Genomic DNA, 25,629 nt, shown 5'->3' on the forward strand with positions numbered 1-25,629 from the left:
TGTTCGTCGTTCACTCGCTTCGCTCCTTCACGCCGGCAAGGTCGAGCGCCTCTCGCACCATCTCGGCGGTCGTCGGCGGATCGGTCATCAGCAGCGGCACGCTGCGTACCTCGACGCCGGGCACATCGGCGGTGTCGGTGGTGTGGATCAGCCAGCCATCGAGGATGCCGGTGGCCGAGCGGGCGCCATAGTAGCGACCGATCGCCTCCGCGGTCGTCTCGACACCGATCACCGACAGGCACTCATCGGCCATGCCGCGCAGCGGTTTTCCGTCGATCACGCCCGAAATGCCGATCACTTTGGCCGCCGTGGTGCGCAGTGCGCCGCGGATGCCGGGCACCGCGAGGATGGCGCCGATGCTGACCACCGGGTTCGACGGAGCGAGCAAGACCACATCGGCGGACTCTATGATCTCTGTCACATTTGGCGCTGGTTTGGCATCTTCTGCCCCAATTGTGGCGAATCCGTAGGTCTCGATGTTCGCGCGATAGCGAACCCACCACTCCTGAAAATGGATCGCGCGGCGTTCGCCAGGGTTGTCGGCGTCGCTCACAACCACATGCGTTTCACACCGATCGTCGGTTGCCGGGATCAGTTTCACGCCCGGTTGCCACCGGTTGCAGAGCGCTTCGGTGACCGCGGAAAGCGGGTACCCCGCGCGCAACATCTCACTGCGAACCAAATGTGTGGCGATATCGCGATCGCCGAGGCCGAACCAATCCGGCTGCGCGTGATACTTCGCCAGCTCTTCTTTCGCGTGCCAGGTTTCCCCGAGCCTGCCCCAGCCCCGGTCGGTGTCGATGCCGCCACCCAGGGTGTACATGCAGGTATCGAGGTCAGGACAGATCCGGAGGCCGTGCATCCAGACGTCGTCACCGACGTTGACGATCGCCGAGACGTCGGCATCGGGCAGCAGTTCCCTTACGCCCTGGAGGAACCGCGCTCCGCCGACACCCCCGACCAGAACGGCGATCCGAGGCCCGGTGGTCGGTTCGGTATCCGCTTCATGAACACTCACATCCGCACAGCCTATGCGTTGCTCGAGCAGGCGATCGTCAGCATGTAGTTGCTGGTCATTTGCCCTACTCGGCCTCAAGATCATCTTGGAAGCCGTTCGCGGATAGTAACGGAATAGCGACGGCGGCTTGACCATCGACACGTCCGGCGTGTCTAATCACAGTCATGTCATTTCGGGTTCGCGCGAGAGTGCAAGGCGCGAACGGCTTTTCGAACAGATGTTCGCATCGGGATGACGAGCTCGGGGACGTCCGCGGGACAACGTCGCGGGGTATGGCCGTCGGTAGGCGTGTTGGTCCGACGGAACGAATCATTCTGCGCTAACACACAGTGAGGAGGCGGAGCGGTGGCCAACGAGATGGTCTCGCCGACCGATTCCACAGCAGGCGCAGCACGTGGCGTCTGCACAGACAACGGCTGGATCGATCGCGAGGGGGGTGAGGAAGTCCTGACGCCTGGGCACAGCACGGGTGACGGGATCTCGGCACCCCGACTCAGCCTGGTCGTCACGGGCTTCGACGAGATGTTCGAATCCATCGAAGAGCAGTGGCAAGAGCGTGCCCTGTGCGCGCAGACCGATCCGGAGGCGTTCTTCCCAGAGAAGGGCGGCTCGACCCGCGAGGCGAAACGGATCTGCATGGGCTGCGAGGTACGCGACGAGTGCCTGGAGTACGCACTCGCACACGATGAACGCTTCGGTATCTGGGGTGGCCTCTCCGAACGGGAGCGTCGCCGCCTGAAGCGCGGTATCGGCTAGAAACTTGGGGTTGGCCCCCGAGTTATCCGCACACGCGACAAGTCGCCACGGCGACAACAAGTCTCGTGCACACCCGGATAACTTGGGGGGTGCGACCGGGTCGGCGTCTTCGCCCTCAACGCCCCGGTAGCACCCCGCCCGCGTCCCGGCCCTCCTGCCCGGCCGCGGGGCCGTCCCGCCGAACCTGGTCCGCATAGTGACCGAGGTGGCACCCACTGGATGCGCGTCCGCGAGACGGCGTGACTAGGTTTTAACCATGGTGCGTTCCCGGAATCGTCGTCCACCGACCGCGCGGTCGGTGATCCGCCGTGGTCGCGGCGTGCGAGGCCCGATGTTGCCGCCGACGGTGCCCGCCTGGCGGACCAGGGGGCAGAAATTCGATCGGCTGGTGCTCGAGGCGTTCGCACCGCTGGACACCCGCTGGCACGACCGGCTGACCAAACTCGACATCGCGGTCGACGATGTGCCGAAAATCCGTCCACTGCACCCTGATTCGGTCACCTGGCCGGACGAGGTCGTCGCCGACGGTCCGGTGCCGCTGTCCCGGCTCATCCCGGCAGGCGTCGACCGGCACGGCGCGGCCACCCGAGCCAGGGTGGTGCTGTTCCGCAAACCACTCGAGCTGCGCGCGAGCGATCCCGACGATCTGGTCGAGCTGCTGCGCGAGGTCCTGGTCCAGCAGATCGCCACCTACCTCGGCGTCGACCCGGACCTCATCGATCCGGAACCGGAGTAGAAATCACACCAAGCCGCGCGGGTGCCGGTAACGAATGTTGTTGCGAGCAGCGATAACCGAGGAGCACAACCGGGTCGGACCCGGTACCGCGGGCACCAGGTCCGCACGAGGCACCCGGCACCCTCCCACCCACGTGCGGCACCCCGCAACGGTGGGAGTAATTGCCCGATTCCTGAGCGTGTCTATCCACATCGGGCCGCCAGGGGGGTTACTCTCATCGTCGTGATCCCCATGCGTCGTTGCTGCCGTCCAGGTTGCAAGAATCCGGCCGTCGCGACGCTCACCTATGTGTACTCGGACTCGACCGCCGTCGTCGGACCACTCGCGACCGTCGCCGAACCACACTCCTGGGACCTCTGCGAAACACACGGCTCCCGGATCACCGCACCGAAAGGCTGGGAAATGGTCCGCCACGAAGGCGGATTCTCGTCCAGCACACCGGATGACGACGATCTGACCGCACTCGCCGAAGCGGTCCGCGAGGCAGGCCTGCGCCGCCGCCCGCCCGAGCCCGACCAGCGCGGCTACCGCGACTACACCCCACCGCCGCCGCGCACCACCCGCACCGGTCGCCGCGGCCACCTCCGGGTACTCCCCGACCCGCCGTCCTGACCAAGATTCGATGGGTGCCCCCTGTTGACGACCATCGGCTGAACTTGCCCACCCCCGTCGGCTTCACCGACTGCCGTCTCCCTCTAGGGTGTTGGTCATGACTGTCGCCCGCTCTGCCGAATTCGTCAACGCGGTGATCAAGGCCTACGACGTTCGCGGCGTGGTCGGCGAACAGATCGACGCCGAATTCGTCAGGGACGTCGGCGCTTCGTTCGCCAGGCTGATGCGCGCGGAAGGCGCGCGGCGGGCGGTCATCGGACACGATATGCGCGAATCCTCGCCCGGGCTGGCGCAGGCCTTCGCCGACGGTGTGCTCGCGCAGGGGCTCGACGTGGTGCACATCGGGCTCGCGTCCACCGACCAGCTGTACTTCGCGTCGGGCAGCCTGGACTGCCCCGGCGCCATGTTCACCGCCAGCCACAATCCGGCCAAGTACAACGGCATCAAGATGTGCCGCGCCAAAGCCCTTCCGGTGGGCCAGGACACGGGCCTGGCGACCATCAAGACCGAGGTCACCGAGGGCGTCCCCGGCTACGACGGCCAGCGCGGCACCGAGACGACGACCGACCTGCTCGCCGACTACGCGGCGTTCCTGCGCACGCTGGTCGACCTCGGCGAGGTCCGCCCGCTCACCGTCGCGGTGGATGCGGGCAACGGCATGGGCGGGCACACCGTGCCCGCGGTGTTCGCCACGCTGCCGCAGGTGACCGTCGTCCCGCTGTACTTCGACCTGGACGGTTCCTTCCCCAACCACGAGGCCAACCCGCTCGACCCGAAGAACCTGGTCGACCTGCAGGACCTGGTGGTCAAGTCGGGCGCCGACATCGGGCTCGCCTTCGACGGCGACGCCGATCGCTGCTTCGTGGTGGACGAGAAGGGCGACCCGGTGTCCCCGTCGGCGATCACCGCGCTGGTCGCAGAGCGGGCACTGGCCAAGGAGCCCGGCGGGGTCATCATCCACAACCTGATCACCTCGCGGGCGGTGCCCGAACTCGTCACCGAACTCGGCGGCACGCCGGTGCGCACCAGGGTCGGCCACTCGTTCATCAAGCAGCAGATGGCCTCGACCGGCGCGGTATTCGGCGGTGAGCACTCCGCGCACTACTACTTCCGCGACTTCTGGGGCGCGGACTCCGGCATGCTCGCCGCGCTGCACGTGCTCGCCGCGCTCGGCGAGAAGGACCGGCCGGTGTCCGAGCTCATGGCCGCCTACGAAACATATGCGGCCTCCGGCGAGATCAACTCCACAGTGGCGGACGCGAAGGAGCGGACGATGGCGGTAGTGGAGGCATTCGGGGACCGGACGGTCGCGGTCGATAGGCTGGACGGCGTGACCGTGCAGCTTGCCGACGACGCCTGGTTCAATCTGCGCGCGTCGAATACCGAACCGTTGCTCAGGCTCAACGTCGAGGCCCGATCGCCGGAGGAAGTAGACGCACTCGTAACCGAGATTCTGAGCATCGTCCGCTCCTGACTGGAATAGTGGAATTACGGCGGATGGAATCACACGCCTCGGATTCGGCGAAGAGCTGGGAAGTAGACGGCTCCACCCGATGCCGAGATTCTGAGCATCGTCCGCTCCTGACTGGAATAGTGGAATCACAGGCCTTGGATTCGCCCGACTCGGGCCCGGCGCGGCAGCTGACCCGGGTGGCAGCAAGGGCGGAAACGACTCAGCGCGATGAGGGGAGGTGGGACGCCCGATGATCGCTGGAACTCCGGTGCTCGACCTCGATGACGCCGCTTCGCTGGAAGCGGCCGATACCGGCGGCGCCCTGCGCTCGGCCGCCTCTGGCGGCGCTCAGGTCCGTGCCACCGCGGCAGCCGTCGGCGAGGACGCGCTCGCGCGCCTGGCCGGTCTGCGCCCGCGCAGCGTGGTGCTCGTCTCCGGCGCGGGCCGCGCCACCCGTGCCGCGAGCCTGCTCGTCGCCGCCCTCGGTGACCGGGCAGGCCTGCCTGTGGTGCCCGTCGCCGCGTTACCGCCGTGGGTCGGCCCCCTCGATGTCGTTCTCGTCTCCGGTGACGATGCAGGCGACCCGCGGCTGCTCGATGCCGTCGACCGGGCGCTGCGCCGCGGCGCCGAGGTCGTTGTCGCCGCGCCGATCGAAGGACCGCTGCGTGCTGTCACGGCCGGCCGGGCCGCCGTGCTCGCGCCGCGCGTGCAGGTGCTCGATCACAATCGATTGCTGCGCTACCTCGCCGTCGGCATCGCCGTGCTGCAGGCGGTCGATCCGACCCGCAGCGGCACCTTTGTGCCCGATCTGACCGAACTGGCCGATGTGCTCGATGCCGAGGCATTGCGCGCAGGCCCGACCAACGAGATGTTCCGCAATCCGGCCAAGACGCTCGCCGCGCGGATGCACCAGCGTGGCATCGTGCTCACCGGTGACTCCCCCGCCGCGACCCAGCTGGCCGAGCACGTCGCCGAGGTGCTGCTGCAGTCGGCGGGCCGGGTGTCCACCGCGGTGGAGCTGGCCGAGGCCGTCGCAGCCAGGTCCCGAATGGTCGAGGCCGCAGGCGAATCCGCGCCCGGTTTCGATCCGCTGTTCCACGACGAGGAGCTCGACGGGCCGGTGCCGGTCGAGCGGATCCGGGTGTTCGTCGTCAGCGCCGACGCCGACCAGGCGGCCGCGCGGCGCCGGATCGCGGTCTTCGGCGGCGGCGGATCCAGCCTGGTCGATGCCGACCTGGTGAACGCCGAACTCGATCTGCTGCACACCGGCCTTGTCGATCCTTCGGTGCCGGTGCCGCCGCGCCAGGAGGAACCAGCGCCTGCAACCGGCGGCGAACTCGAACAGCTGGCGGTGCTCGCCGTCCGGCTGGAAATGGCCGCCGCCTACCTGCGGCTGATCGGCACCCGTGGCATCGCCACCGACAACCAAGGGCAGTTCGGGGGCAACTACTAGTGCACGAACTCGTAGGTGCGCTGCGTTCGTATGCCTGGGGCTCGCGCACCGCGCTCGCTCAGTTGTGCGGCCGACCAGTACCGTCTGCGCATCCGGAGGCCGAACTGTGGTTCGGCGCGCACCCCGCCGATCCCGCGCATGTCAAGACCGCCAACGGCTCCCGTTCCCTGCTCGAGTTCGTCGCCGCCCACCCGGATCGCGAATTAGGCCCGGTGGCAACGGAATTCGGCGGAAAACTGCCGTTCCTGCTGAAGATCCTCGCCGCCGAGGAGCCGCTGTCGCTGCAGGCGCATCCGAGCACGGCACAGGCACGTGCCGGTTTCGAGCGGGAGAACCGCACCAAGGTGCCGTTCGACTCGCCGATGCGCAACTACCGCGACGAGAACCACAAGCCGGAACTGGTGGTCGCGCTGGACCGGTTCGAGGCGCTGGCCGGCTTCCGCGACCCACGCCGCACCGTCGAGCTGCTGCGCGCGCTCGACGTCCCCGGGCTCGCCTCCTTCGCCGACCTGCTTGCCGCAGAACCGGATTCCGACGGCCTGCGCACCCTGTTCACCACCTGGATCACGCTGCCGCAGCCGGTGCTCGCGACCCTGCTGCCCGCGGTGCTCGACGGCTGCGTGCGCTACCTGTCCGGAAAAGGCAAGCGCGAGTTCACCGCAGAGGCGCGTACCGCGCTCGAACTCGCCGAGGCGTATCCCGGTGACGCGGGCGTGCTCGCCGCGCTGCTGCTCAATCGGCTGACGCTGGAACCGGGACAGGGACTGTTCCTCGCCGCGGGCAATCTGCACGCGTACCTGCGCGGGCTCGGCGTCGAGATCATGGCCAACTCCGACAATGTGCTGCGCGGCGGGCTCACGCCCAAGCATGTCGATGTGCCGGAGTTGTTGCGGGTGTTGGATTTCGAGCCGATCGACCTGCCGGTGGTGCTGCCGGAACCGGCGGGCGACGGATCGGTGCGGTACCGGACGCCAGCACCCGAGTTCGCGCTGCGCCGTTTCGATCTGACCGCCGGGTCGGCACAGGTGCCGCTCACCGCAGCGGGCCCTGGCATCGTGCTGTGCACGGCCGGGTCGGTGCGGCTGCGGCAGGGCGAGACGGAGCTGACGCTGGAGCGCGGCGCGGCCGCATGGATCTCGGCCGCGGACAGCGATATCCGCGCCCGCGCGCTCGACGGCGCCGCCCAACTGTTCTGCGCGTGCGTCGGCACCGTCTGAGCTATCGCGCCGGTCGTCGGGCAGCCGAACGACCGCACAGGCTAAATTAGCCGGGATCGGGCAATTCGGAGAGAGGACGTCCAAGGCATGTCGGCTGGTGGTGGCAAGAAGGCGATCCTCGCCGCGTTGTCGGCGAACGCGGGAATCGCGGTGGCGAAGTTCGTCGGTGCGGCGATCACCGGATCCGCGTCGATGCTCGCCGAGGCGGTGCACTCGGTGGCCGACACCTCCAACCAGGGCCTGCTGCTGCTCGGTCAGCAACGCGCGGCACAGGAGGCCGATCAGCTGCATCCGTTCGGGTACGGGCGCAACCGCTACTTCTACTCGTTCATCGTCGCGCTGGTGCTGTTCACGATCGGCTCGATCTACGCCATTTACGAGGGCATTCACAAGATCCAACATCCCGAGGACCTGACTTCGCCGATCGTCGCGATCGTCATCCTGGTCATCGCCATCGCGCTGGAGACCTACAGCTTCACCACTGCGGTCAAGGAGTCACGGCCGATCAAGGGCGACGTGAGCTGGTGGCGGTTCATCCGCACCTCGCGCAGCCCGGAGCTGCCGGTGGTGCTGCTGGAGGACACCGGCGCCCTGGTCGGTCTGCTGTTCGCGCTCGTCGGCGTCGGCCTGACCATGATCACCGGGAACCCGATCTGGGACGGTGTCGGCACCCTCGCCATCGGCCTGCTGCTCGGCGTCATCGCCGTCATCCTGATCATCGAGATGCAGAGCCTGCTCATCGGCGAGGGCGCGACGCCTGCGGAGGACGTGGCCATCCGGGAGAACCTCGTCGACGGCACCCGCATCGATCGACTGATCCACCTCAAGACCCAATACCTCGGCCCCGACGAGCTTTTGGTGGCGGCCAAGATCGGCGCGGTGCCCGGCCTCGATGTCGAGGCGCTGGCCGCCGCGATCGACGACGCCGAGGCGCGGGTGCGTGCCGCGGTCCCCGCGGCCCGCGTCATCTATCTCGAGCCCGACCTCTACCGCGCCGAACGCGGATAGCGCCTACCCCGCGCGCACCAGCTCGAGCGGGTCGGCGTCGATGCCGAACCGCTGACGCAGCACGTGCCCGGCGGCGTGCACGCCGGACATGCCGTGCACGCCCGGCCCCGGCGGGGTGGAGGCGGAACACAGGTAGACGCCGGAAAGCGGTGTGGCGTAGGGGTTCCAGCGCGGGGTGGGACGGAAGGCGAACTGGCGCAGGGTCATCGCGCCCGCCGAGATGTCGCCGCCGATGTAATTGGCGTTGTGCGAAGGCAGTTCGGCCGCGGTGTAGACGTTCTTGGCGAGGATCAGCTCGCGGAAGCCGGGAGCGAACCGCTCGACCTGGGCGATGACGTCCGCGCTGATGTCGCGGGTGGAACCGTTGGGCACGTGCGCATAGGTGTAGAAGGTGTGCTTGCCTTCGGGCGCGCGGGTCGGGTCGACCACGCCGGGTTGAATGGCGAGCACGTAGGGGCGCTCGGCGTGTTGGCCTGCGGCAACGGCACGTTCGGCGGTCATGGCCTCGTCGCGAGTGCCGATCAGGTGCAAGGTGCCCGCGAGCTCGAGGTGCTCGGCCTGCCACGGCACCGGGCCCGAGAGCGCGAAATCGACCTTGCATGCCGCGCCGCCGTAGCGGAAACGCCGGAGCCGCTGGACATATCGGTCCGGCAGCCGATTGCCCGCGAGCCGGATCAGTTCGGCGGGGGCGGTGTCGAGCACGACCGCACGGACATCGTCGAACTGCCCGAGCGCGTCGACGCGCTTGCCGACGTGCACCCGGCCGCCGAGCTGCTCCAGCTCGGTGATGAGGGCGTCGGGAATCGCTTGACTGCCGCCCTTGGGCAGCACCCAACCTCCGGCGTGCGCCAGCGTGCCGAGCAACAGGCCTGCGCCCGCGGCGGGCACCGCACGGGGCGGGGTGATCGCGTGGGTGGCGACGCCGGTCAACAGCGCGGCGGCGGGCTCCTCGTCGAACCTGGTGTTCCACAACGGCGTTCCCTGCTCCAGGGTGCGCAGCCCGAACCGGGTTGCGGTCAGCAGACCCTTGGGCACCCGACGCAGATCCGACATCGCCAGGTCGACGACGGTCTCCCAGTCGCGAACCAGCGGCCCGAACAGCGCGCGCCATGCGTCACCGTCGCGACCGAGGCCATCGGCGGTGCGCTCCAGGTCGCGCCAAGCCACGCCTGCCGTGCCGCCGTCGAGCGGATGCGCGTAGGAGACCTGCGGCGCGAGCAGCTCGACGCCGTGTGCCGCGAGATCGAAGGCGCGAAAGAACGGGGAGGCGAACGCCATCGGATGCGCGCCAGCACACACGTCGTGGCGGAACCCGGGCAGCGTCAGCTCCGCGGTCCGCGACCCGCCGCCCGCCGTGTTCTCGGCCTCGTACACCTCCACCGAGAGCCCGGCCTTCGCGAGAATCACCGCGGCGGCGAGCCCGTTCGGTCCGGATCCGACGACCACAACATCAGGCATGCCTCCACGCTACCGGGCCACGCACATCGCGCTTCGGCCCGTGACATGCGCGTTCGCTCACACGAGCTGCTGACCTGCCGGTCCACCGGCCGAGGTGTCGGCGGTCACCGCCGCCCGGCCGAGGCGAACGCCGATTCGGTCCAGCCAGAACGGGATTCGCGTCGTCGTCACGCCGGATCCGCGCCGACGGCGGCCAACCACTCGGCGACGAGGATGGCGAGGCGCTGCTCGCGAAGCTCAGGACGCAGTCGCTTGTTGCGATCCAGCGTCGCAAGGCCGTGCAGCGCGCTCCAGGCCACCTCGGTGCGCGCGCCGAGGTCGGCCGGGTCGACGAACGGTCGGAACATGTTCTCCAGTCCCGCGAACGCGTCGCGCAGCGGCTTGCTCGCCTCCAGCCCGAAGACGAGGTCGACGTTCATCACGAAGATGGCGTCGTAGAGGGCGGGATTGGCGGCCGCGAAATCCAGGTAGGTCTGGGCGACCGCGGCCAGCGCGGCGGCGGGCCCGTCGGCTTCGGCGTGCGCTCGGTGCAGCGCGACGGCAAGGTCGGCGCACCCCTGTTCGGCGACCGCCGCGACGATCGCCGCTTTGCCCGCGAAGTGGCTGTAGAGCACCGGCTGGCTGTATTCGATGCGCTCGGCCAGCTTGCGCACCGTCACCGCCTCCCAGCCCTGCGACTCGGCGAGTTCGCGCGCGGTGTCGATGATCCGTTGCTGGCGGTCGGCGCGTTCGCGTTCCTTGCGAGTCTGAGCACTCATGCCTGAATACTAGCAGCGCTAGACAAACTAACGAAGCTCCATTATCGTTGCTCGTGAACCTAGCGCCGCTAGATTGCAGAGCACCAACGCACTGAGCAGCATCCGTACAAGGAGTCCCGCCATGACCATCTCGCGCATCGCCACCGCCCTCTCCCTCGCCGGCGCGGCCTTCATCCTCTACATCGGCATCAGCTACCTGTTCACCCCCGACGTCATCGCGCCAGGCTTCGGACTCCCCGCGTGGCCGGATGGCGATGCCGCCGCCTTCATGAACCTGAAAGGCGTGCGCGACACCGTCTTCGGCGTCCTGATCCTGGTGCTGCTTGCCGCCAAACAGCGCTACGCGCTCGGCATCGCCACCCTGGTCATCGCCCTCGTCCCGATCGGCGACATGCTGACCGTGCTCAGCTGGAGCGGCTCCACCGCCGCCGCCTTCGGCATCCACGGCCTCACCGCCGCCCTCGTCGCCCTCACCGGCGCACTGCTGATCCGCGAACACCAGACAGCAGCCAAGCCTGTCGCCGCATGACCCACCACCCGATAACGCTGTGCCCCCGAGCAATTCGGGGGCACAGCCTTTTGCAGGTGATCCACCTCACACAGCGATGAATCCCTCGCGACCGCCCGGTCAATACGGGTGAACACACCACGAGCACAGGAGACGAGCACCATGGCAACCAAGCCGCACGGCCCCGCGTCCTACTTCCCCGCCATCGAAGCCAAGTACGGCCGCACCATCGACGCATGGCAGTCCGCCATGCGCGATTCCGGCCACGCCGCGCATAAGCCCCTCGTCGAATGGCTCAAGTCCGAGCACGCCATGGGCCACGGCCACGCCACCGCCCTCACCCAGTACTTCCTCAACCCGGAAAAGTGGGCCGTCTGATGCGGCGCGTCGAAAATCAGCTCACGCCTTGGTTTTCCAGACGTAGCGGGTTTTGGGTCGGCCCGCTCGGCCGTAATCCGAACGGCGAGTGACCAATCCGTCGTCGGCTAATTTCTCCAGATAGCGCCACGCGGTGATGCGGGAGACGCCGATGGTGGAGGCGGTGTCGGCGGCGGTGATGCCGTCCGGGGCCGCCCGGACGGTGCGGGATATTTCGTCGAGGGTTTGCGGGGCAACACCTTTGGGTGTGGTGGTGCGCTGGTCAGGGGTGCGCAGCGCGCTGAGGGCGCGGTCGATGTCGTGCTGGGAGACGGCGGTTTCGCCGGCAGGCAGCGCGGTGCGGAATTCGCGGTAGCGGTCGAGTTTGTCGCGGAACGCGGCAAAGGTGAACGGCTTCAACAGATACAGCACCACGCCGTGCGAGACGGCCGTGCGCACCATGGCCAGATCGCGCGCCGAGGTGATGGCGATGACATCGGGACGCGGTGCGAGCCCGGTCAGTGCCGCGGCCACATCGAGTCCACTGGCATCGGGGAGCCCGATATCCATGAGCACCAGGTCGATCGGCGTCCCCTCGGCCGCGGCGTCGGCGGCTGCCCGCATCGCCTCACGACCGGTGTGCGCGACGCCGACAGGGGTGAAACCTTCTATACGGTCGACATAGGCGCGGTGCGCCTCGGCGATGAGTGGCTCGTCCTCGACGATCAACACCCGGATCACTGTGCAACCTTTCGCGGAATCGTCACGGTGACCGCGCTTTCCGGCTCTAGTTCGGTACGAATAGTTCCCCCATGCCTGGCCACCAGGCGGTGAACCAGCGCGAGGCCGAGCCCGTGATGGTCGGCCTTTGTCGAATAGCCGCGCTGTGACGCGCGGGCGAACGTCTCCTCGGACATGCCGGGTCCGCTGTCCGCGACGCGCACGAACAGGCACGAATCAGGTTCTGCCGCACCGTCGTCGGCGGCGAGGTCGCGGTGGCGCACCGTGACCTCCACCCAGCCCGCCGTGCTGTCCGCGGCGGCGTCGATGGCGTTGTCGATGAGATTGCCGACCAGTGTCACCGTCTCCTGCGGTGTCAGCGGCTCGATCGAGTCGAGCGCGGTCTCTTCGGTGATGGTCAGCTCGATGCTGCGCTCGGTGGCCTGATTCACCTTGCCGAGCAGCAGCGCCGCGAGCGCGGGCGAACCGACCGCAGCCAGCAGCCGGTCGATCAACGCCTGGGAGAGTTCGAGTTCCGAGGTGGCGAACTCGACCGCCTCCCGATAGCGACCGAGCTCGACCATGGTGACCACGGTGTGCAGCCGGTTGGCCGATTCGTGCGCCTGCGCGTGCAGCGATTCGGCGAAGCTGCGCACCGAGTCGAGTTCGCCCATCACCGTGCGCAATTCGGTGTGGTCGCGGATCGTCATGACGGTGCCGATGGGGCGGCCCTCCCAGGTGACGATGTCCTGGTTGACGAGCAGGATCCGATCGTTGGTCACGTGCATCTCATCGCGCACCACACCCCAGCTCATCTGCTGCATCGACACCGGAAGGTCGCCGCGGCGCACCTCGCCGGCGGGCAGCTCGAGCAGCCTGCGTGCCTCGTCGTTGACCACCTCGGCCCGCTCGCCCGCGATGCCGAAGACCACCAGCCCCTCGTGGATCGAATGCAGCACGGCATCGTGCTGCTCGTACATGGCGCGCAGCTCGTCGGGCGCGAGCCCGTGCGTCTGCCTGCGCAGCCGCCTGCTCAACAGGAACGAGCCGCTGCCCGACACCACCAGGCCCGCGGCGGCGACACCGAGGATGACCGGCAACTGCGTGGCGACCTGGTCGCCGATCTTGGCGCGGGTCACCCCGGCAGACACCAGCGCAACCACCTTCCCCGAGTCGTAGACCGGCGTCACCGCCCGGATCGACGGCCCGAGAGTGCCGGTGAAGGTCTCGGTGAAGGTCTCCCCGGCCAGCGCCCTGTCGATGTTTCCGCTGAACGGCTTGCCGATGTTGTCCGGGTTGGTGTGCGTGTAGCGGGTCCGATCCGGTGCCATCACCACGATGAAATCCATACCGGTCTCGAGCCGAGTCCGCTCGGTCACCGGCTGCAAGATGGCCGTGGGATTGGTGCTGTACACGGCCTGAAGGGTGGAGGGCGCCTTAGCCACACTCACGGCGACATCCCTGACTTCGCGGGTGGTGGTCAAGTCGCTGTGGCGTCGCGCGTCCAGCACTGCGAGGACCGCGCCCACGACGACCATGAGGATGAGCACGATCAGCTGGAGTGCGAAGGCCTGACCGGCCAGTGATAGCCGACCGCGTCTCACTAGGTACTTTCCTCCACTGAACGTAATGCACCAAACCGTGACCGGGGTCACCCGGACGGCCATCATTCTGCCTGGAAGGCGTGGGGGACCTCACGTCGGTACCTGAAGGACGTCACCACACATGAGCGAAGCAACACCCGAAGTCGCACCACCCGAAGCGCCACCGAAGAAGCGGGACCGCACCCACTGGCTGTACTTGGCCGTCATCGTCGCGGTCGTCGCTGGCATCATCGTCGGTGTCGCCTGGCCAAGCTTCGGTGTTTCTGTCGCTCCGCTCGGCACCATCTTCGTCAACCTGATCAAGATGATGATCGCGCCGGTCATCTTCTGCACCATCGTGCTCGGCATCGGATCGATCCGCACCGCGGCCACCGTCGGCAAGGTCGGCGGGTTGGCCATCGGATACTTCATGGTCATGTCGACCTTCGCGCTCGGCATCGGCCTCGTCGTCGGCAACCTGATCCAGCCGGGCGACGGCTTGAACATCGGCGCCGCCACCGCCAAGCAGGGCGCGGCCTTCGCGGATACCGCACACAAGGCGGGCGGTACCTGGGAGTTCCTCACCAACATCGTGCCGACGACGATGTTCTCCTCGCTGACCTCGGGCAGCGTGTTGCAGGCGCTGTTCATCGCGGTGCTCGTCGGGTTCGCGTTGCAGGCGATGGGCACCACCGGTGAGCCGATCCTGCGCGGGATCGGGCTGCTGCAGAAGCTCGTCTTCCGCGTGCTGGTGATGATTCTGTGGCTCGCCCCGATCGGCGCGTTCGGCGCGATCGCGAACGTAGTCGGAAAGACCGGCCTCAAGGCCGTCGGTGAGCTGGCAACGTTGATGATCGCGTTCTACCTGACCTGCTTGGTGTTCGTTTTCGGCGTGCTCGGTGTCGTGCTGTGGCTCGTGTCGCGGGTGTCCATCCTGAAGCTTGTCCGCTACCTGGCGCGCGAGTACCTGCTGATCGTCGCGACGTCGTCCTCCGAGTCCGCGCTGCCTCGTCTGATCGCGAAGATGGAGCACATGGGCGTCGAGCGAACGACCGTGGGTGTCGTTGTGCCGACCGGGTATTCATTCAATCTGGATGGCACTGCAATCTACCTGACCATGGCGTCTATTTTCATCGCGGACGCGATGAACAAACCGCTGAGTCTCGGCGAGCAGATCGGCTTGCTGCTGTTCATGATCGTCGCGTCCAAGGGCGCCGCCGGTGTCACCGGCGCAGGCCTGGCCACCTTGGCCGGTGGTCTGCAGAGTCACCGGCCCGAACTGCTCGACGGCGTCGGCTTGATCGTCGGCATCGACCGCTTCATGTCCGAAGCCAGAGCGCTCACCAACTTCTCCGGTAACGCCGTCGCCACCGTGCTGATCGGCACCTGGACCAAGACCATCGATCAGGCTCAGGTCAAGGATGTCCTCGACCGCAAGCTGCCGTTCGATGAAACAACCATGGTCGATAACGACCACGGCGCGCAGCCGCAGCAGAAGCCGGATTCCAAGGACCTGGTTCCAGCCTAGTTGCCTGTGAAACACGAAGGGCCCGCAGGATCTGCGGGCCCTTCGCGCGTTGTGGGGCCGGTTGCGGCAGCGGAGCGCTTCCGGGAAATGCCCGAAATCCGTTGGGCGACTTCGCGGAATTACACGTCTGTCGAGAAACGGATGCCGCCGTCGGGGATCTCGACGCCGGGCCACACCCGCGCACCGCGTAGTAGTTCGCAGCGGGCACCGACCTGCGCGCCGTCGCCGATGACGCCGTCGCGCACCAGCGCGCGCGGGCCGATGCGGGCGCCGAAGCCGATGATCGAGCGTTCGACGGTGGCGCCTGCCTCGATGACCGCGCCGTCGAAGATGACCGCACCGTCGAGGCGGGCGCCTGCGCCGACCTCGGCGCCGCGGCCGACGACGGTGCCGCCGATGAGCAGTGCGCCCGGTGCGACACCGGCGCCGGGGTGGACCAGCGATTCGCCGCGCTGGCCAGGCAGGGCAGGCGAGGGCGCGATGCCGCGGACCAGATCGGCGGAGCCGCGGACGAAGTCCTCCGGGGTGCCCATGTCCCGCCAGTAGGAGCTGTCCACGTGCGCCTGCACGCGGGCGCCCTCGGCGAGCAGCGTGGGGAACACTTCGCGTTCCACCGAAACCGGGCGGCCCGACGGGATCTTCTCGATGTATTCGCGGCGGAAGACGTAGCAGCCCGCGTTGATCTGATCGGTCGGCGGATCCTGGGTCTTCTCCAGGAAGGCGGTGACCCGGCCGTCCGCGTCGGTGGGCACACAGCCGAAGGCGCGCGGGTCGCTGACCCGGACCAGGTGCAGCGTCACGTCGGCGTTGGTCGACTCGTGGGTGTCGAGCACCGCGCCGAGGTCGGTGCCGCCGAGCACGTCGCCGTTGAACACGAGGACGGTGTCGGCACGCAGCTTGGGCAGCACGTTGCGGATGGCGCCGCCGGTGCCGAGCGGCTCGGTTTCGGTGACGTACTCGAGCTCGATCCCGAGCTCGGCGCCGTCACCGAAATGCTCCTCGAAGACCTCGGCCTTGAACGAGGTGCCAAGCACGACATGGGTGATCCCGGCCTCGGCGATGCGAGCGAGCAGATGTGTCAGGAACGGCAGCCCGGCCGTCGGCAGCATCGGCTTGGGCGCCGACAGGGTCAACGGCCGTAGCCGCGTGCCCTGCCCGCCCACCAGGATGACGGCGTCGGTGCCTGTGTTTCCTGCCATTCAAGGTCCCCTGTTCACAGTGGATCGACGGTTGCCCGCGCCAGAGCGGCACGAGTCCTCGCCCATTGTGGCTCAGCCGCGTGCCTGCTCACCGCGTTCGTGCGTCAGTTGACACCGACGCTGTGCGAAATTGTGCTTATGCGGCGTCGCGTGCCTGCTGGCGCAGCGCAGATCGAACCGCAATTCGGGAGCGCACCGCAAGTCCGGCCCGCAACGCCAGCCGCAGCGGCGCCTGCCACCAGTGCGGATGCCGGTCGGCCTGGAAGCGGTACGCGCTCGCGTGGTGCGCGGGCAGCATCGTCTCGGGATGCCGTCCCGCTGCGTGCCCCTTCGCGTGCGTGACCTCCGCGGACGGCACGAACACGTTGTGCCAGCCCGCCTTGCCCATCCGGTCGCCGAAGTCGACGTCCTCCATGTACATGAAGTAGCGCGAGTCGAAGCCGTCGATCGCGTCGAAGGCCGCGCGCCGCACCAGCAGGCAGGAGCCGGACAGCCAGCCGACGGTCCGCTCGGAGATCTCCTCGTTTTCCTGCCGGTAGCGGCGGGTCCACGGGTTCGTCTTCCACACCGTGCCGAGGATCGCGTGGCCTGCGCCGTCGAGCAGGCCGGGCACCCGCCGGGCGGAAGGGTAGATGCTGCCGTCCGGTTCGAGCACCAGCGGGCCGAGGGCGCCTGCCCGCGGCCAGCGCTGTGCGGCGGCGAGCAGCTTGTCGATGGAGTCGGTGCCCCAGCGAATGTCCGGGTTGGCGATCACCACGAATTCGACGTCGGGGTCGATCTCCGCGACGGCGCGGTTGATCGCGCCGCCGTAGCCGATGTTGCCGCCGGTGCGCAGCAGCCGCACATGCGAATTGGCCTCGGCGACCAGTTCCGGCACGCCGTCGGTCGACCCGTTGTCGGCCAGGATCACCTGTGGCTTCTCGGTGGTCGCGTCGGCCAGCGTGCTGATGAAGTGCTCGAGGTGCTCGCCCGGCGAATAGGTCACCGTGACGACGGTCAGGCCCACCGCGGCGGCGGTATCGGATTCGGTCACGGGCTAGGAGCCTAGTCGGACAACCGCGCCAGCGCGTCCCCCAGTGCCACTCGCCATGGGCGCAATGGCGTCAACCCGGCGTCGTCCCAGGCACGGTGCGACAACACCGAATATGCCGGGCGCCGTGCGGGTCTCGGAAAAGCGGACGAGTCACACGGCTGGACTCGCTCCGGGTCGGCGCCGACACCAGCGAAGACCGCACGGGCGAGCTCGAACCAGGTGGCCTGCCCGGCGTTGGTGGCGTGCAGCAGGCGCGGGGCATCCGGGCGCCCGACGAGCTCGAGCAGCGCGGCAGCCAGATCGGCGGCGTAGGTGGGTGCGCCGAGCTGATCGTCGACCACGTCGACGGTGTCGCGTTCGCGTTCCAGCCGCAGCATGGTGGCGACGAAATCGCTACCGCGCCCGGTGTATACCCACGCGGTCCGCACCACGTGCGCCCGCGGCGCCAGCGTCAGCACGGCGTGCTCGCCCGCGAGTTTGGACTTTCCGTACACGAGCACGGGGCCGGGCGAATCAGTGGTCTCGTACGGTCGGTCGTGGGTACCCGGGAACACATAGTCGGTGGAGAGATGGATCAGCCTGGCGTCGACCCGCGCACACGCGGCCGCGAGCACAGCGGGCCCGGTTTCGTTACCCGCGAACGCCGCAGCGGTGTCGGTCTCGGCGCGGTCGACCGCGGTGTAGGCAGCGCAGTTGACCACGACATCGCCGGGTTCGATGACCGCGCGCACGGCGGCGGGATCGGTGATGTCGAGATCGCGGCGGCCGAGGGCGCTGGCGTCGGGCGCGAGGCGGAGCAGTTCCTGCCCGAGCTGCCCGCCTGCCCCGGTCACCACGAGGCGGGCGGGACGGGCGGTGGCGGACGGGGTCGAGGCGGTCACGGCCCCAGTCTGGCACGCCGTCGCACCTGCGAATTGAGGGTGTCCGAGCCGCTGTTCGTTAGCCTTCTCCTCAGTTGCCCTCGGCTGGCGCCCGTGTCGAACCTGGGTTTGCTACGAGGGTGCGGGGGCTGTGCAAAGGTGGGGTGGTCGCGTCCACCGCGTTGTCGAAATAGGCATCGGAGCTTGTTGGAAGGATGTCGCGTTGTCGAGAGGACCCAAGTTAGCCGCAACGGGCGTCGCGGTCCGGGCCGAGCAGTTCGCCGAATGCACCGAGGTCTGCGATGACTCGGCCGCGCGGCACTGAAACGCGGCTGCCCGCAGGCGGTCCGGTCCGGATCGTCGCCGCGGTGCTCGCCGTCCTCGTTCTTGTCATCACCGGGTTCGCCTGGAGCAGCGTCGACAACCTCATCGCCAACATCGAGCGCATCGGCGGACTCGGCCTCGGCGGCGGACGCGACGGCGCGGTCGACATCCTGCTGGTCGGCGTCGACAGCCGCACCGACGCGCACGGCAATCCGCTGACCGGTCGCGAGCGCGCGCTGCTGCACGCGGGCGACGAGGTCGGCACCAACACCGACACCATCGTGCTGATCCGGGTGCCGAACGACGGCAGGTCCGCGACCGCCATCTCCATCCCCCGCGACTCGTATGTCGACATTCCCGAGCTCGGCAAAGGCAAGATCAATTCCGCGTACGGGGCAACCAAGGAAACCCAGCGGCTCGAGCTGATCAAACAGGGCGTCTCCGAGGACGAAGCGGACAAGCAGTCCACCAAGGCCGGACGCCAGGCACTGGTCAAGTCCGTCGCCAACCTCACCGGCATCAACGTCGACCACTACGCCGAGGTGAGCCTGCTCGGCTTCGTGCTGCTCACCGACGCGGTGGGCGGAGTCGACGTGTGCCTGAACAATCCGGTCGACGAATGGATGTCTGGCGCCGACTTCCCGGCAGGACGCCAACGCCTCGACGGCCCTTCGGCATTGAGCTTCGTCCGGCAACGGCACAACCTGCCGCGCGGCGACCTCGATCGGATCGTGCGCCAGCAGGTCTTCATGGCGCAGCTGGTCGGCCAGGTGCTCAGCGCGAAGACGCTCAGCAATCCGGGGCGGATGAAGCAGCTCAGCGATGCGGTCGGGCGCACCGTCGTGCTCGACGACGACTGGGACGTGCTCGCGTTCCTGCAACAGCTGCAGGACCTTTCGGGCGGCCAGGTGAGTTTCGAGACGATCCCGGTCACCGATCTGAACTACATGACCAGCGGCGGCGAATCGGTGGTGCGGGTCGACCCGAAGGCGGTCAAGTCCTATGTCGCCGGGCTGGTCGGCGATGCCAAGGCCACGGAGCCGGACGGACCCGCGTTCGATCCGGCGACGGTGACCGTCAGCGTGTACAACGCCAGCGGGGTCGGCGGCCTGGCCGGCCAGGTGGCGCAGGCGTTGCGCGGTAAGGGCTTCCGCGAGGGCGTGGTCGGCAACTACACCGGCGGGAGCGTCACCGGCAGCCGGGTGCTCGCCGCGAACACCGGGGACGCCAAGGCGAAGGCGGTGGCCAAGGAGCTCGGTGGGCTGCCGGTGCTCGCGGATGCGACACTGTCCCCGGATTCGGTGAGCGTGGTGCTGGCGAGCGACTATTCTGGTCCGGGTTCGGCGGCAGCAAGCATGTTCGATTTCTCCGGAACGTCGAGCGCCACCGCAACGCCCGTCCCGCCGGCACCACCTATCGACGCAGGCCAGAATGGACCGAAATGCGTGAACTAGACAGGCGTGAACCAGCTGATGCGTGACTTCGACCAGGCACTCACTCTCACCGAGAAGGTGCTCGATCCGATCCTCGCGCGCGATCCCGCTGGTCCGCGCGTGACCTACTACGACGATGCCACCGGCGCCAGGATCGAGTTGTCCGGGCTGACGCTGGCGAACTGGGCGGCCAAGACCGCCAACCTGATCCGCGACGAGTTCGGGCTCAGTCCCGGCGCCAGGATCGCGGTGCTACTGCCCGCGCACTGGCAGACCGCCGCGGTGCTGCTCGGCTGCTGGTGGGCGGGCACCGAGGTGGTGCTTCGCCCCGATGCGGACGCCGAGCTGGCCATGGTGACGCCCGATCGGCTCGACGACGCCGACGGTGTCGCCGAGGTCGCGGCGCTGTCGCTCGACGCGATGGGCGCTCCGGTGCGCGACCTCCCGGTCGGCGTCACCGACTTCGCGACTTCGGTCCGGGTGCACGGTGATCAGTTCCTGCCTGGCGGCGCCGGTGCCGCGCTGGACGGCATGCCGGTGGCCGAGGTGCTCGCCGAGGCGAAGAAATCGGCCATGCGGCAAGGGTTTTCGGAGGGCGACCGGGTGCTGTCGAGCACGCCGTGGGACACCCCGGCCGAGCTGATCGACGGCTTCGTCTCGGTGCTGTCGGCCGGCGCCTCGCTCGTGCAGGTGGTCAATCCCGATCCGGCGCAGCGCGAGCGGCGCATCGAGTCCGAAAAGGTCACTGCCCAGCGCGGATAATCAGGTATCGCGGTTCGCCGTTACCTGTGCGCAGTACCGTGGACAGCGATGCCGCGGGTGTGCTCGCCGATCTCCCGACGACTCCTACCACGGTATAGGCGCAGGTCCGACTCGAGGACGTTCCAGAAGCTGACCGGGTTCCGTACGGTGGGACGTATCGCACAACGACGGGGTTGGTGAATGATGAAGCCACAGTATTGGTTCCGCTGGCTGTCCGTGCAAGGCGCGCCGCGCTTGGTGCTGCGCACCCAGGCGAAGCGGGGGGACCTGTTCGCCGAATTGATGGGTGGCCCCACCGGGTACACCGATCCGTATCCACTCATCGAAAGCCTGCGCAGCCGGGGCAGGCTGATCCGCACGCCGATTTCCTGGGCCAGCTTCGACCACGAGCTGGCCCGAGCCATCCTGCGCGACAACCGTTTCGGCGTACTCACCCCCGAAAGCTTCGACGTCCCCGGGCCGGTGCAGAAGCTGGCCAAATACTTCCCGCTGCCGCCGAATCCCGTCGAGCCGCCCTCGATGCTGGTGATCGATCCGCCGGAGCACACGCAGATGCGCAAACCGGTCGCCTCCGCGTTCACCCCGCGCGCCATCGCCAGGCTGCGCGACCGCGTCGAGACCGTCACCGAGGAATTGCTCGCGGCACTGCCGTCCGGCGGCGCCACCGATCTGGTCACCGCGTTCTCCGCCCAGGTCCCGATCGCGATCATCTCCGAAATGCTCGGCTTCCCCGAGAAGGACAAGGACTTGTTCCTGGCCTGGGGTGACCAGATGACACCGCTGCTCGACGTCGGCATCTCCTGGCGCACGCACAAGCGGGCGTTGAAGTCCATGGAGGTGATGAACCATTACCTCGACGAGCACATCGCGCGGTTGCGTCGCAAGCCCGGCGACGACATCCTGAGCAGCCTGGTCAGCGCGGGCGAGCTGGATACCTACGCGCTCAAGGCCACCGCGAGCCTGCTGATGGGCGCGGGCTTCGAGACCACCGTCAACCTCATCGGCAACGGTGTCGTGCAACTGCTCAGCCATCCGGACCAGCTCGAGCGGTTGCGCACCGACCCGGAGCTGTGGCCCAACGCCGTCGAAGAGGTGCTGCGCTTCGACTCGCCGGTACAGACGACCGCGCGAACCGCGTTGTGCGACGTCGAGATCGGCGGGGAAAAGCTCCGCAGAGGTGACACCATCGTGCTCTCGCTGGCCGGGGCCAATCGTGATCCCGCCGTGTTCGCCGACCCTGGCCGCTTCGACGTCGCCCGCCCGAATGCCAAGGATCACTTGTCCTTCAGCAGCGGCATCCACGTCTGCCTCGGCGCTAGCCTGGCCAGGATGGAGGGCGTCTACGCGCTGCAGGCACTGTTCGACGCCTTCCCCGACCTGCAGCTGGACGGCACACCGCGGCGCAGGGAGCTGTTCACGCTGCACGGGTACGAGCGGATGCCGGTGCGCCTCGGCCACCGCGCCGCCGCGCCCGAACCCACCACGGTGTAGGGGCCGGATACCTCAGCTGAAGCCGACGGCCTGTTCGCCCCACGCGGTGTACAGGTCGCGGTCGGGGTTGTCGACGACCCGGTCGACCGTGTCGATCAGCAACGTGGTGCGCGTCGACGGCCGGTACGGCGGCCAGTGTTTCGAGCCGTCGATCGCCGCAGGAACGCCATGGGTGGCAAAGGCGAGCCAGCGCCGCATCATTCGGCCCGACACCTCCATGGCCACCTTGCGGCCGCCGAGCCAGAACGTCGGATCATGGTTGAACGAGCCGAAATTGCCGAACACATAGGGCAGTTCGGTGGCATGCCCCGCGCCGACTCGCGCCGCCCGCAGCATCGGCGTCGCATGGTCGAAGCGGTACATCCAGGTCGGTGAATGCTGGGCATGCCCGTCGGCCACCCAGTAGGCGGGCATCCGGAACGCGGCGTCGCCGGACATGGCAAGCGCACCGCGCGTCTTGTCGAGATCCGGGTAGGCCGAGGTGATTTCGGCGATGCGCTCGTGCGAGAGCTCAGGATGACTCGCCGCGACATCGTTGAGCATCGCGTTCACCGCATCCGGGGTCACCGGCATGATCGGCGAGCGGAAGACCCGGAACAGCGACGCCTCGTCCTTGTTGGTGCCGATCAACAACGGCACCCGATGCGAGCGGCCGTGCTGGAACCGGTCGATCGGATAGGCGGGCAGCAGGTCCCCGTCGACCACCGGCGCGGCAGCCAGCCTGCCCGGCTCCTTCAACGGCACCTCGTCGAGCAGGATGGCCGCGACCTCGACGATCTTCTCGATCGGCCAGTCGAGCAGTTCGACGGCCCTGGCCGGCGGCAACTCCAGCAGTTCGAGGAAGCGCCGAGCGACACCGGCCGCCCGCTCCTGGCCGAAGACGGTTGTCGCGGGCGGACTCTCGGCGATGGCCTTGTGGAACAGCCCGGCCGCGCGCGGCGAGGTCATCAGCGCGGTGACACAGCCCGCGCCGGAGGATTCGCCGAACAGCGTGACGTTGCCGGGGTCGCCGCCGAACGCGGCGATGTTCTCGCGCACCCATTCCAGCGCGGCAATCTGGTCGTACAAGCCGAGATTCGGCGTGAAGGGGCCGGGCAGCGAGGACAGATCGAGGAAGCCGAGCGCACCGATCCGGTAGTTCACCGTGACCACGACGACGTCACCGGCTTCGGCCAGCTTGCGGCCGTCATAGATGCCCTGAGCCGCAGTGCCGAGGCAGTAGGCGCCGCCGTGCAGCCAGACCAGCACCGGACGCGGTTCGCCACTGTCGAAGGTGTGCACCAGGTCGGTGAGATCGCGCCGCGGCGACCAGACATTCAGCCAGAGACAGTCCTCGCCCATGCGCAGGTCGGAATCGACCGGAACCATGTTGCCCATGGTCTGCGGGGCGATCTCGCCGAACGTGGCGCAGTCGCGGATGCCTTCCCATTCCCGCGGCGGGCTCGGCGGGCGGAATCGGTCGGCGCCGACCGGCGCCGCGGCGTAGGGGATGCTCCGCCACACCGCTACCGGGCCGTCCCAGCGGCCGCGCACCGCACCGGCGTTCGTCGTCGCGACGGGCTCGATGCCGCCGACCGCGGGTTCGGTGTCGAGCTGGATACTCATGACCGCACCTCGCCGACGATCGGTTTCGCCATGACCACATCCGTGGCTGTCGTGATCGATCGCTCGCCGCGTTCGGCTGTGTTCAACGATCGCTCGCCGCGTTCGCCCATGGTTTGCACCTCCTGCCAACGCCCCATCAGTATGCTGCAGGTTTGCTGCGATAGGGCCAGCACCTCGTGATCTCCTCTTCGAGGGTACGTCCACCGCAGGCCTCCTGGATATCCGACGCACCAGCTACGCTTGTTCAATGCCGAGTTATAGCTTCCGGTGCCGCAGCTGCGGGGACACTTTCGAGGTGCATCGCCCGATGGCGGAGTCGTCGAATCCGGCGTCCTGCCCCAGCGGCCATGCCGACACCGTCAAGTTGCTGACCACATTCGGCACGGTCAGCCGTGGTGGCGCGGCGCCTGCAGTGAGTCAGGCGCCCAGCTCGGCAGGCGGCGGCTGCTGCGGCGGATCCTGCTGCGGCTGAGCTCCGCGATCACTCGGCGGGAGAAGCAAGGTCTCGGCGATCGGCGTGGCCGAGATCACGGTCGGGGGCGACTCGGTCGCGCACCCGCTGCTTGAGCAGCGCGATATCGGGAAAACCGCCGTCTGCCTTGCGTTCCCACACCTGCTCACCGTCGACGGTGATACGGAAAACGCCACCTTCCCCGGGGATCAACGCGACCTCGTCGAGCTCGGTGCCGAAGGTGCTCAACAACTCCTGCGCCATCCAGCTCGCCCGCAACAACCAGCGACACTGGGTGCAGTACTCGATCGCAACACGGGACATGCCAGCCAACGCTACCGGTCAGGCCTCGATCTCGCCGTCGAGATAGACCCAGGCGCCGTCGGCCCGCAGGAACCGGCTGACCTCGTGCAGCGAGCCGCGTCCGCCCTCCCCTTTGTAGTGCGCGACGAACTCGACCAGGCCGCTGTCGTCGAACAGCCCGCCGTCGGCGGTGCGCAGAATCTCCAGGAAGAGCCACCGCTGACCGGGATCGAGCTCGAGCTCGGCAGGCCTGGTGCGCGGATGCCACGATCGACGCAAGTAGTCGGTGTCGCCGACCGCGAAAGCGGTGTAGCGAGATCGCATCAACGCTTCGGCGGTGGCCGCCGCGCGTTTCCCGCTCAGCACCGGTCCGCAGCAGTCGTCTAAGGCCTCGCCACGGCCACATGGACATACTCGCGTCCCACTCATCCCTCGATTCTCGCGCGTCACTGGTGTCACGGTGCACGCCGGGGTGCTGATCTGGTTGTGGTGCAGCGGTTTCGGGGCGTCGGTTCAGCGCCGCTCGACCGACGCCAGCGCCGCGGCGATCGCCACCGTCTGTTCCCGCCAACGCCGCAGGTCAGTGACGCTCGGGGCGAGCTCGTAATCGTGATGATGGGCGGCCCGCGACAGTGCGGCCCACAGCGCGGCCACCTGCGCGGCCGCCTCGACTCCCGCGAAGGTGCGCAGCGCGATCAGCTGCGCCCGCATCGGACAGCGGGCCAGCGCCGGTGCCGTGCGCAACCACAGCTCGTCGACGGACTGCTCCAGCGCGATACGCAGGATCCACGCGGTCGCACGCGACCACAACCCGCCCGCGTCGGTCACCGACCCGGACAGCAGGCGATCCACGGTGTCGAGCCGCTCCGCCACCGAAGGGCGCTCGCGCTCGACATCGTCGCCGGGCCTGCGCTTGCGCGGCGGGCGCCCGTTGGTGTGGCCGCCGCGCGCCGGGCCGCGGCGGCGTGGCCTCGACCCGCGCTGCCCGGTCATCGGCGCGCCC

General features: G+C 68.2%; 27 protein-coding genes. 14 read left to right on the top strand and 13 right to left on the bottom strand.

The window, feature by feature from the left end:
* Window positions 1–10: 10 nt before the first annotated feature.
* On the bottom strand, window positions 11–1,159 hold the full coding sequence (gene cofD / locus ACGFNJ_RS08395) for a 2-phospho-L-lactate transferase (protein WP_393444881.1): 1,149 nt from the start codon (window positions 1,157–1,159) through the stop codon (window positions 11–13).
* A gap of 381 nt (window positions 1,160–1,540) precedes the next feature.
* Between cofD and ACGFNJ_RS08400 the strand changes: the two genes are divergently transcribed.
* The 7 genes from ACGFNJ_RS08400 to ACGFNJ_RS08430 all read left to right on the top strand — a co-directional run bounded on the left by ACGFNJ_RS08400 (window position 1,541) and on the right by ACGFNJ_RS08430 (window position 8,253).
* Complete coding sequence (locus ACGFNJ_RS08400; protein WP_029901515.1) at window positions 1,541–1,774, top strand: WhiB family transcriptional regulator; 234 nt, start codon at window positions 1,541–1,543, stop codon at window positions 1,772–1,774.
* A gap of 256 nt (window positions 1,775–2,030) precedes the next feature.
* Entirely contained in the window at window positions 2,031–2,510 is a 480-nt protein-coding gene (locus tag ACGFNJ_RS08405) for a metallopeptidase family protein (protein ID WP_167837707.1), read from the top strand.
* A gap of 231 nt (window positions 2,511–2,741) precedes the next feature.
* The gene (locus tag ACGFNJ_RS08410; RefSeq protein ID WP_069163976.1) at window positions 2,742–3,122 is read left to right on the top strand and encodes a DUF3499 domain-containing protein; all 381 of its coding nucleotides are present in this window, start codon (window positions 2,742–2,744) and stop codon (window positions 3,120–3,122) included.
* A gap of 97 nt (window positions 3,123–3,219) precedes the next feature.
* Window positions 3,220–4,596, top strand: a complete 1,377-nt coding sequence (locus tag ACGFNJ_RS08415) for a phosphomannomutase/phosphoglucomutase (protein WP_393444883.1) — start codon at window positions 3,220–3,222, stop codon at window positions 4,594–4,596.
* Between the two features lie 229 nt (window positions 4,597–4,825).
* On the top strand, window positions 4,826–6,028 hold the full coding sequence (locus tag ACGFNJ_RS08420) for a tobH protein (protein ID WP_393444885.1): 1,203 nt from the start codon (window positions 4,826–4,828) through the stop codon (window positions 6,026–6,028).
* Window positions 6,028–7,245, top strand: a complete 1,218-nt coding sequence (gene manA / locus ACGFNJ_RS08425; protein ID WP_393444887.1) for a mannose-6-phosphate isomerase, class I — start codon at window positions 6,028–6,030, stop codon at window positions 7,243–7,245. The genes ACGFNJ_RS08420 and manA overlap by 1 nt, the downstream gene beginning before the upstream one ends.
* 87 nt (window positions 7,246–7,332) lie before the next feature.
* Window positions 7,333–8,253, top strand: coding sequence for a cation diffusion facilitator family transporter (locus ACGFNJ_RS08430; RefSeq protein ID WP_393444889.1), 921 nt, complete (start codon window positions 7,333–7,335; stop codon window positions 8,251–8,253).
* A gap of 3 nt (window positions 8,254–8,256) precedes the next feature.
* Here ACGFNJ_RS08430 and ACGFNJ_RS08435 read toward each other — a convergent pair whose 3' ends face one another.
* Together ACGFNJ_RS08435 and ACGFNJ_RS08440 are read right to left on the bottom strand one after the other, a co-directional pair.
* Entirely contained in the window at window positions 8,257–9,711 is a 1,455-nt protein-coding gene (locus ACGFNJ_RS08435) for a phytoene desaturase family protein (RefSeq protein WP_393444891.1), read from the bottom strand.
* A 167-nt stretch (window positions 9,712–9,878) separates the two neighbouring features.
* A complete protein-coding gene (locus tag ACGFNJ_RS08440) occupies window positions 9,879–10,469 on the bottom strand; it encodes a TetR/AcrR family transcriptional regulator (RefSeq protein WP_393444893.1) in 591 nt (196 codons plus the stop codon).
* 121 nt (window positions 10,470–10,590) lie between these two features.
* Between ACGFNJ_RS08440 and ACGFNJ_RS08445 the strand changes: the two genes are divergently transcribed.
* The gene (locus tag ACGFNJ_RS08445) at window positions 10,591–10,998 is read left to right on the top strand and encodes a DUF4267 domain-containing protein (RefSeq protein WP_393444895.1); all 408 of its coding nucleotides are present in this window, start codon (window positions 10,591–10,593) and stop codon (window positions 10,996–10,998) included.
* A 141-nt stretch (window positions 10,999–11,139) separates the two neighbouring features.
* Window positions 11,140–11,355 carry a DUF4287 domain-containing protein gene (locus ACGFNJ_RS08450; RefSeq protein ID WP_393444897.1) on the top strand — a complete coding sequence of 72 codons (216 nt, stop codon included), beginning with the start codon at window positions 11,140–11,142 and terminating at the stop codon, window positions 11,353–11,355.
* 21 nt (window positions 11,356–11,376) lie between these two features.
* On the opposite strand, the gene ACGFNJ_RS08455 is transcribed toward ACGFNJ_RS08450, so the two are convergent.
* Window positions 11,377–12,075 carry a response regulator gene (locus tag ACGFNJ_RS08455; protein ID WP_069163985.1) on the bottom strand — a complete coding sequence of 233 codons (699 nt, stop codon included), beginning with the start codon at window positions 12,073–12,075 and terminating at the stop codon, window positions 11,377–11,379.
* A complete protein-coding gene (locus ACGFNJ_RS08460; protein ID WP_393444899.1) occupies window positions 12,072–13,658 on the bottom strand; it encodes an ATP-binding protein in 1,587 nt (528 codons plus the stop codon). The genes ACGFNJ_RS08455 and ACGFNJ_RS08460 overlap by 4 nt, the downstream gene beginning before the upstream one ends.
* A gap of 121 nt (window positions 13,659–13,779) precedes the next feature.
* Here ACGFNJ_RS08460 and ACGFNJ_RS08465 point away from each other — a divergent pair, with 121 nt between their 5' ends.
* Window positions 13,780–15,165 (top strand): cation:dicarboxylate symporter family transporter, encoded by a 1,386-nt coding sequence (locus tag ACGFNJ_RS08465; protein WP_393444901.1) that lies wholly within the window; start codon window positions 13,780–13,782, stop codon window positions 15,163–15,165.
* A 119-nt stretch (window positions 15,166–15,284) separates the two neighbouring features.
* On the opposite strand, the gene ACGFNJ_RS08470 is transcribed toward ACGFNJ_RS08465, so the two are convergent.
* From ACGFNJ_RS08470 to rfbD, 3 genes are all read right to left on the bottom strand, one after another.
* Window positions 15,285–16,364, bottom strand: coding sequence for a sugar phosphate nucleotidyltransferase (locus ACGFNJ_RS08470; RefSeq protein WP_393444903.1), 1,080 nt, complete (start codon window positions 16,362–16,364; stop codon window positions 15,285–15,287).
* 136 nt (window positions 16,365–16,500) lie between these two features.
* A complete protein-coding gene (locus tag ACGFNJ_RS08475; RefSeq protein ID WP_393444905.1) occupies window positions 16,501–17,397 on the bottom strand; it encodes a glycosyltransferase family 2 protein in 897 nt (298 codons plus the stop codon).
* An 11-nt stretch (window positions 17,398–17,408) separates the two neighbouring features.
* A complete protein-coding gene (gene rfbD, locus ACGFNJ_RS08480; protein ID WP_393444907.1) occupies window positions 17,409–18,278 on the bottom strand; it encodes a dTDP-4-dehydrorhamnose reductase in 870 nt (289 codons plus the stop codon).
* A gap of 281 nt (window positions 18,279–18,559) precedes the next feature.
* Here rfbD and ACGFNJ_RS08485 point away from each other — a divergent pair, with 281 nt between their 5' ends.
* The 3 genes from ACGFNJ_RS08485 to ACGFNJ_RS08495 all read left to right on the top strand — a co-directional run bounded on the left by ACGFNJ_RS08485 (window position 18,560) and on the right by ACGFNJ_RS08495 (window position 22,267).
* A complete protein-coding gene (locus ACGFNJ_RS08485) occupies window positions 18,560–20,035 on the top strand; it encodes an LCP family protein (protein WP_393444909.1) in 1,476 nt (491 codons plus the stop codon).
* 18 nt (window positions 20,036–20,053) lie between these two features.
* On the top strand, window positions 20,054–20,776 hold the full coding sequence (locus ACGFNJ_RS08490; protein ID WP_393444911.1) for a TIGR03089 family protein: 723 nt from the start codon (window positions 20,054–20,056) through the stop codon (window positions 20,774–20,776).
* 183 nt (window positions 20,777–20,959) lie between these two features.
* Entirely contained in the window at window positions 20,960–22,267 is a 1,308-nt protein-coding gene (locus tag ACGFNJ_RS08495; RefSeq protein WP_393445907.1) for a cytochrome P450, read from the top strand.
* A gap of 12 nt (window positions 22,268–22,279) precedes the next feature.
* Here the strand turns inward: ACGFNJ_RS08495 and ACGFNJ_RS08500 are convergent, their stop codons facing one another.
* Both ACGFNJ_RS08500 and ACGFNJ_RS08505 read right to left on the bottom strand, forming a co-directional pair.
* The gene (locus tag ACGFNJ_RS08500) at window positions 22,280–23,872 is read right to left on the bottom strand and encodes a carboxylesterase/lipase family protein (protein WP_393444913.1); all 1,593 of its coding nucleotides are present in this window, start codon (window positions 23,870–23,872) and stop codon (window positions 22,280–22,282) included.
* Window positions 23,869–24,045, bottom strand: coding sequence for a hypothetical protein (locus tag ACGFNJ_RS08505; RefSeq protein WP_393444915.1), 177 nt, complete (start codon window positions 24,043–24,045; stop codon window positions 23,869–23,871). The genes ACGFNJ_RS08500 and ACGFNJ_RS08505 overlap by 4 nt, the downstream gene beginning before the upstream one ends.
* Before the next feature lie 74 nt (window positions 24,046–24,119).
* Between ACGFNJ_RS08505 and ACGFNJ_RS08510 the strand changes: the two genes are divergently transcribed.
* Window positions 24,120–24,344 (top strand): zinc ribbon domain-containing protein, encoded by a 225-nt coding sequence (locus ACGFNJ_RS08510; protein ID WP_393444918.1) that lies wholly within the window; start codon window positions 24,120–24,122, stop codon window positions 24,342–24,344.
* A gap of 9 nt (window positions 24,345–24,353) precedes the next feature.
* Here ACGFNJ_RS08510 and ACGFNJ_RS08515 read toward each other — a convergent pair whose 3' ends face one another.
* The 3 genes from ACGFNJ_RS08515 to ACGFNJ_RS08525 all read right to left on the bottom strand — a co-directional run bounded on the left by ACGFNJ_RS08515 (window position 24,354) and on the right by ACGFNJ_RS08525 (window position 25,619).
* A complete protein-coding gene (locus tag ACGFNJ_RS08515; protein ID WP_393444921.1) occupies window positions 24,354–24,647 on the bottom strand; it encodes a SelT/SelW/SelH family protein in 294 nt (97 codons plus the stop codon).
* 18 nt (window positions 24,648–24,665) lie between these two features.
* Window positions 24,666–25,055, bottom strand: coding sequence for a YchJ family protein (locus ACGFNJ_RS08520; RefSeq protein WP_069163990.1), 390 nt, complete (start codon window positions 25,053–25,055; stop codon window positions 24,666–24,668).
* Between the two features lie 84 nt (window positions 25,056–25,139).
* Window positions 25,140–25,619 (bottom strand): hypothetical protein, encoded by a 480-nt coding sequence (locus tag ACGFNJ_RS08525; RefSeq protein ID WP_393444923.1) that lies wholly within the window; start codon window positions 25,617–25,619, stop codon window positions 25,140–25,142.
* Window positions 25,620–25,629 lie beyond the last annotated feature (10 nt).

Origin of the sequence: Nocardia sp. NPDC049149, assembly GCF_043197455.1 — a bacterium.
Lineage (GTDB): Bacteria > Actinomycetota > Actinomycetes > Mycobacteriales > Mycobacteriaceae > Nocardia.

What these genes read in the sequence shown, in the direction of transcription:
- ACGFNJ_RS08400 (WP_029901515.1), top strand. Translation starts at nt 1,541, where the DNA reads ATGTTCGAATCCATCGAAGAGCAGTGGCAAGAGCGTGCCCTGTGCGCG.
- ACGFNJ_RS08405 (WP_167837707.1), top strand. Translation starts at nt 2,031, where the DNA reads ATGGTGCGTTCCCGGAATCGTCGTCCACCGACCGCGCGGTCGGTGATC.
- ACGFNJ_RS08410 (WP_069163976.1), top strand. Translation starts at nt 2,742, where the DNA reads ATGCGTCGTTGCTGCCGTCCAGGTTGCAAGAATCCGGCCGTCGCGACG.
- ACGFNJ_RS08415 (WP_393444883.1), top strand. Translation starts at nt 3,220, where the DNA reads ATGACTGTCGCCCGCTCTGCCGAATTCGTCAACGCGGTGATCAAGGCC.
- ACGFNJ_RS08420 (WP_393444885.1), top strand. Translation starts at nt 4,826, where the DNA reads ATGATCGCTGGAACTCCGGTGCTCGACCTCGATGACGCCGCTTCGCTG.
- ACGFNJ_RS08430 (WP_393444889.1), top strand. Translation starts at nt 7,333, where the DNA reads ATGTCGGCTGGTGGTGGCAAGAAGGCGATCCTCGCCGCGTTGTCGGCG.
- ACGFNJ_RS08435 (WP_393444891.1), bottom strand. Translation starts at nt 9,711, where the DNA reads ATGCCTGATGTTGTGGTCGTCGGATCCGGACCGAACGGGCTCGCCGCC.
- ACGFNJ_RS08440 (WP_393444893.1), bottom strand. Translation starts at nt 10,469, where the DNA reads ATGAGTGCTCAGACTCGCAAGGAACGCGAACGCGCCGACCGCCAGCAA.
- ACGFNJ_RS08445 (WP_393444895.1), top strand. Translation starts at nt 10,591, where the DNA reads ATGACCATCTCGCGCATCGCCACCGCCCTCTCCCTCGCCGGCGCGGCC.
- ACGFNJ_RS08450 (WP_393444897.1), top strand. Translation starts at nt 11,140, where the DNA reads ATGGCAACCAAGCCGCACGGCCCCGCGTCCTACTTCCCCGCCATCGAA.
- ACGFNJ_RS08465 (WP_393444901.1), top strand. Translation starts at nt 13,780, where the DNA reads ATGAGCGAAGCAACACCCGAAGTCGCACCACCCGAAGCGCCACCGAAG.
- ACGFNJ_RS08470 (WP_393444903.1), bottom strand. Translation starts at nt 16,364, where the DNA reads ATGGCAGGAAACACAGGCACCGACGCCGTCATCCTGGTGGGCGGGCAG.
- ACGFNJ_RS08485 (WP_393444909.1), top strand. Translation starts at nt 18,560, where the DNA reads ATGACTCGGCCGCGCGGCACTGAAACGCGGCTGCCCGCAGGCGGTCCG.
- ACGFNJ_RS08490 (WP_393444911.1), top strand. Translation starts at nt 20,054, where the DNA reads ATGCGTGACTTCGACCAGGCACTCACTCTCACCGAGAAGGTGCTCGAT.
- ACGFNJ_RS08495 (WP_393445907.1), top strand. Translation starts at nt 20,960, where the DNA reads ATGAAGCCACAGTATTGGTTCCGCTGGCTGTCCGTGCAAGGCGCGCCG.
- ACGFNJ_RS08500 (WP_393444913.1), bottom strand. Translation starts at nt 23,872, where the DNA reads ATGAGTATCCAGCTCGACACCGAACCCGCGGTCGGCGGCATCGAGCCC.
- ACGFNJ_RS08510 (WP_393444918.1), top strand. Translation starts at nt 24,120, where the DNA reads ATGCCGAGTTATAGCTTCCGGTGCCGCAGCTGCGGGGACACTTTCGAG.
- ACGFNJ_RS08515 (WP_393444921.1), bottom strand. Translation starts at nt 24,647, where the DNA reads ATGTCCCGTGTTGCGATCGAGTACTGCACCCAGTGTCGCTGGTTGTTG.
- ACGFNJ_RS08520 (WP_069163990.1), bottom strand. Translation starts at nt 25,055, where the DNA reads ATGAGTGGGACGCGAGTATGTCCATGTGGCCGTGGCGAGGCCTTAGAC.
- ACGFNJ_RS08525 (WP_393444923.1), bottom strand. Translation starts at nt 25,619, where the DNA reads ATGACCGGGCAGCGCGGGTCGAGGCCACGCCGCCGCGGCCCGGCGCGC.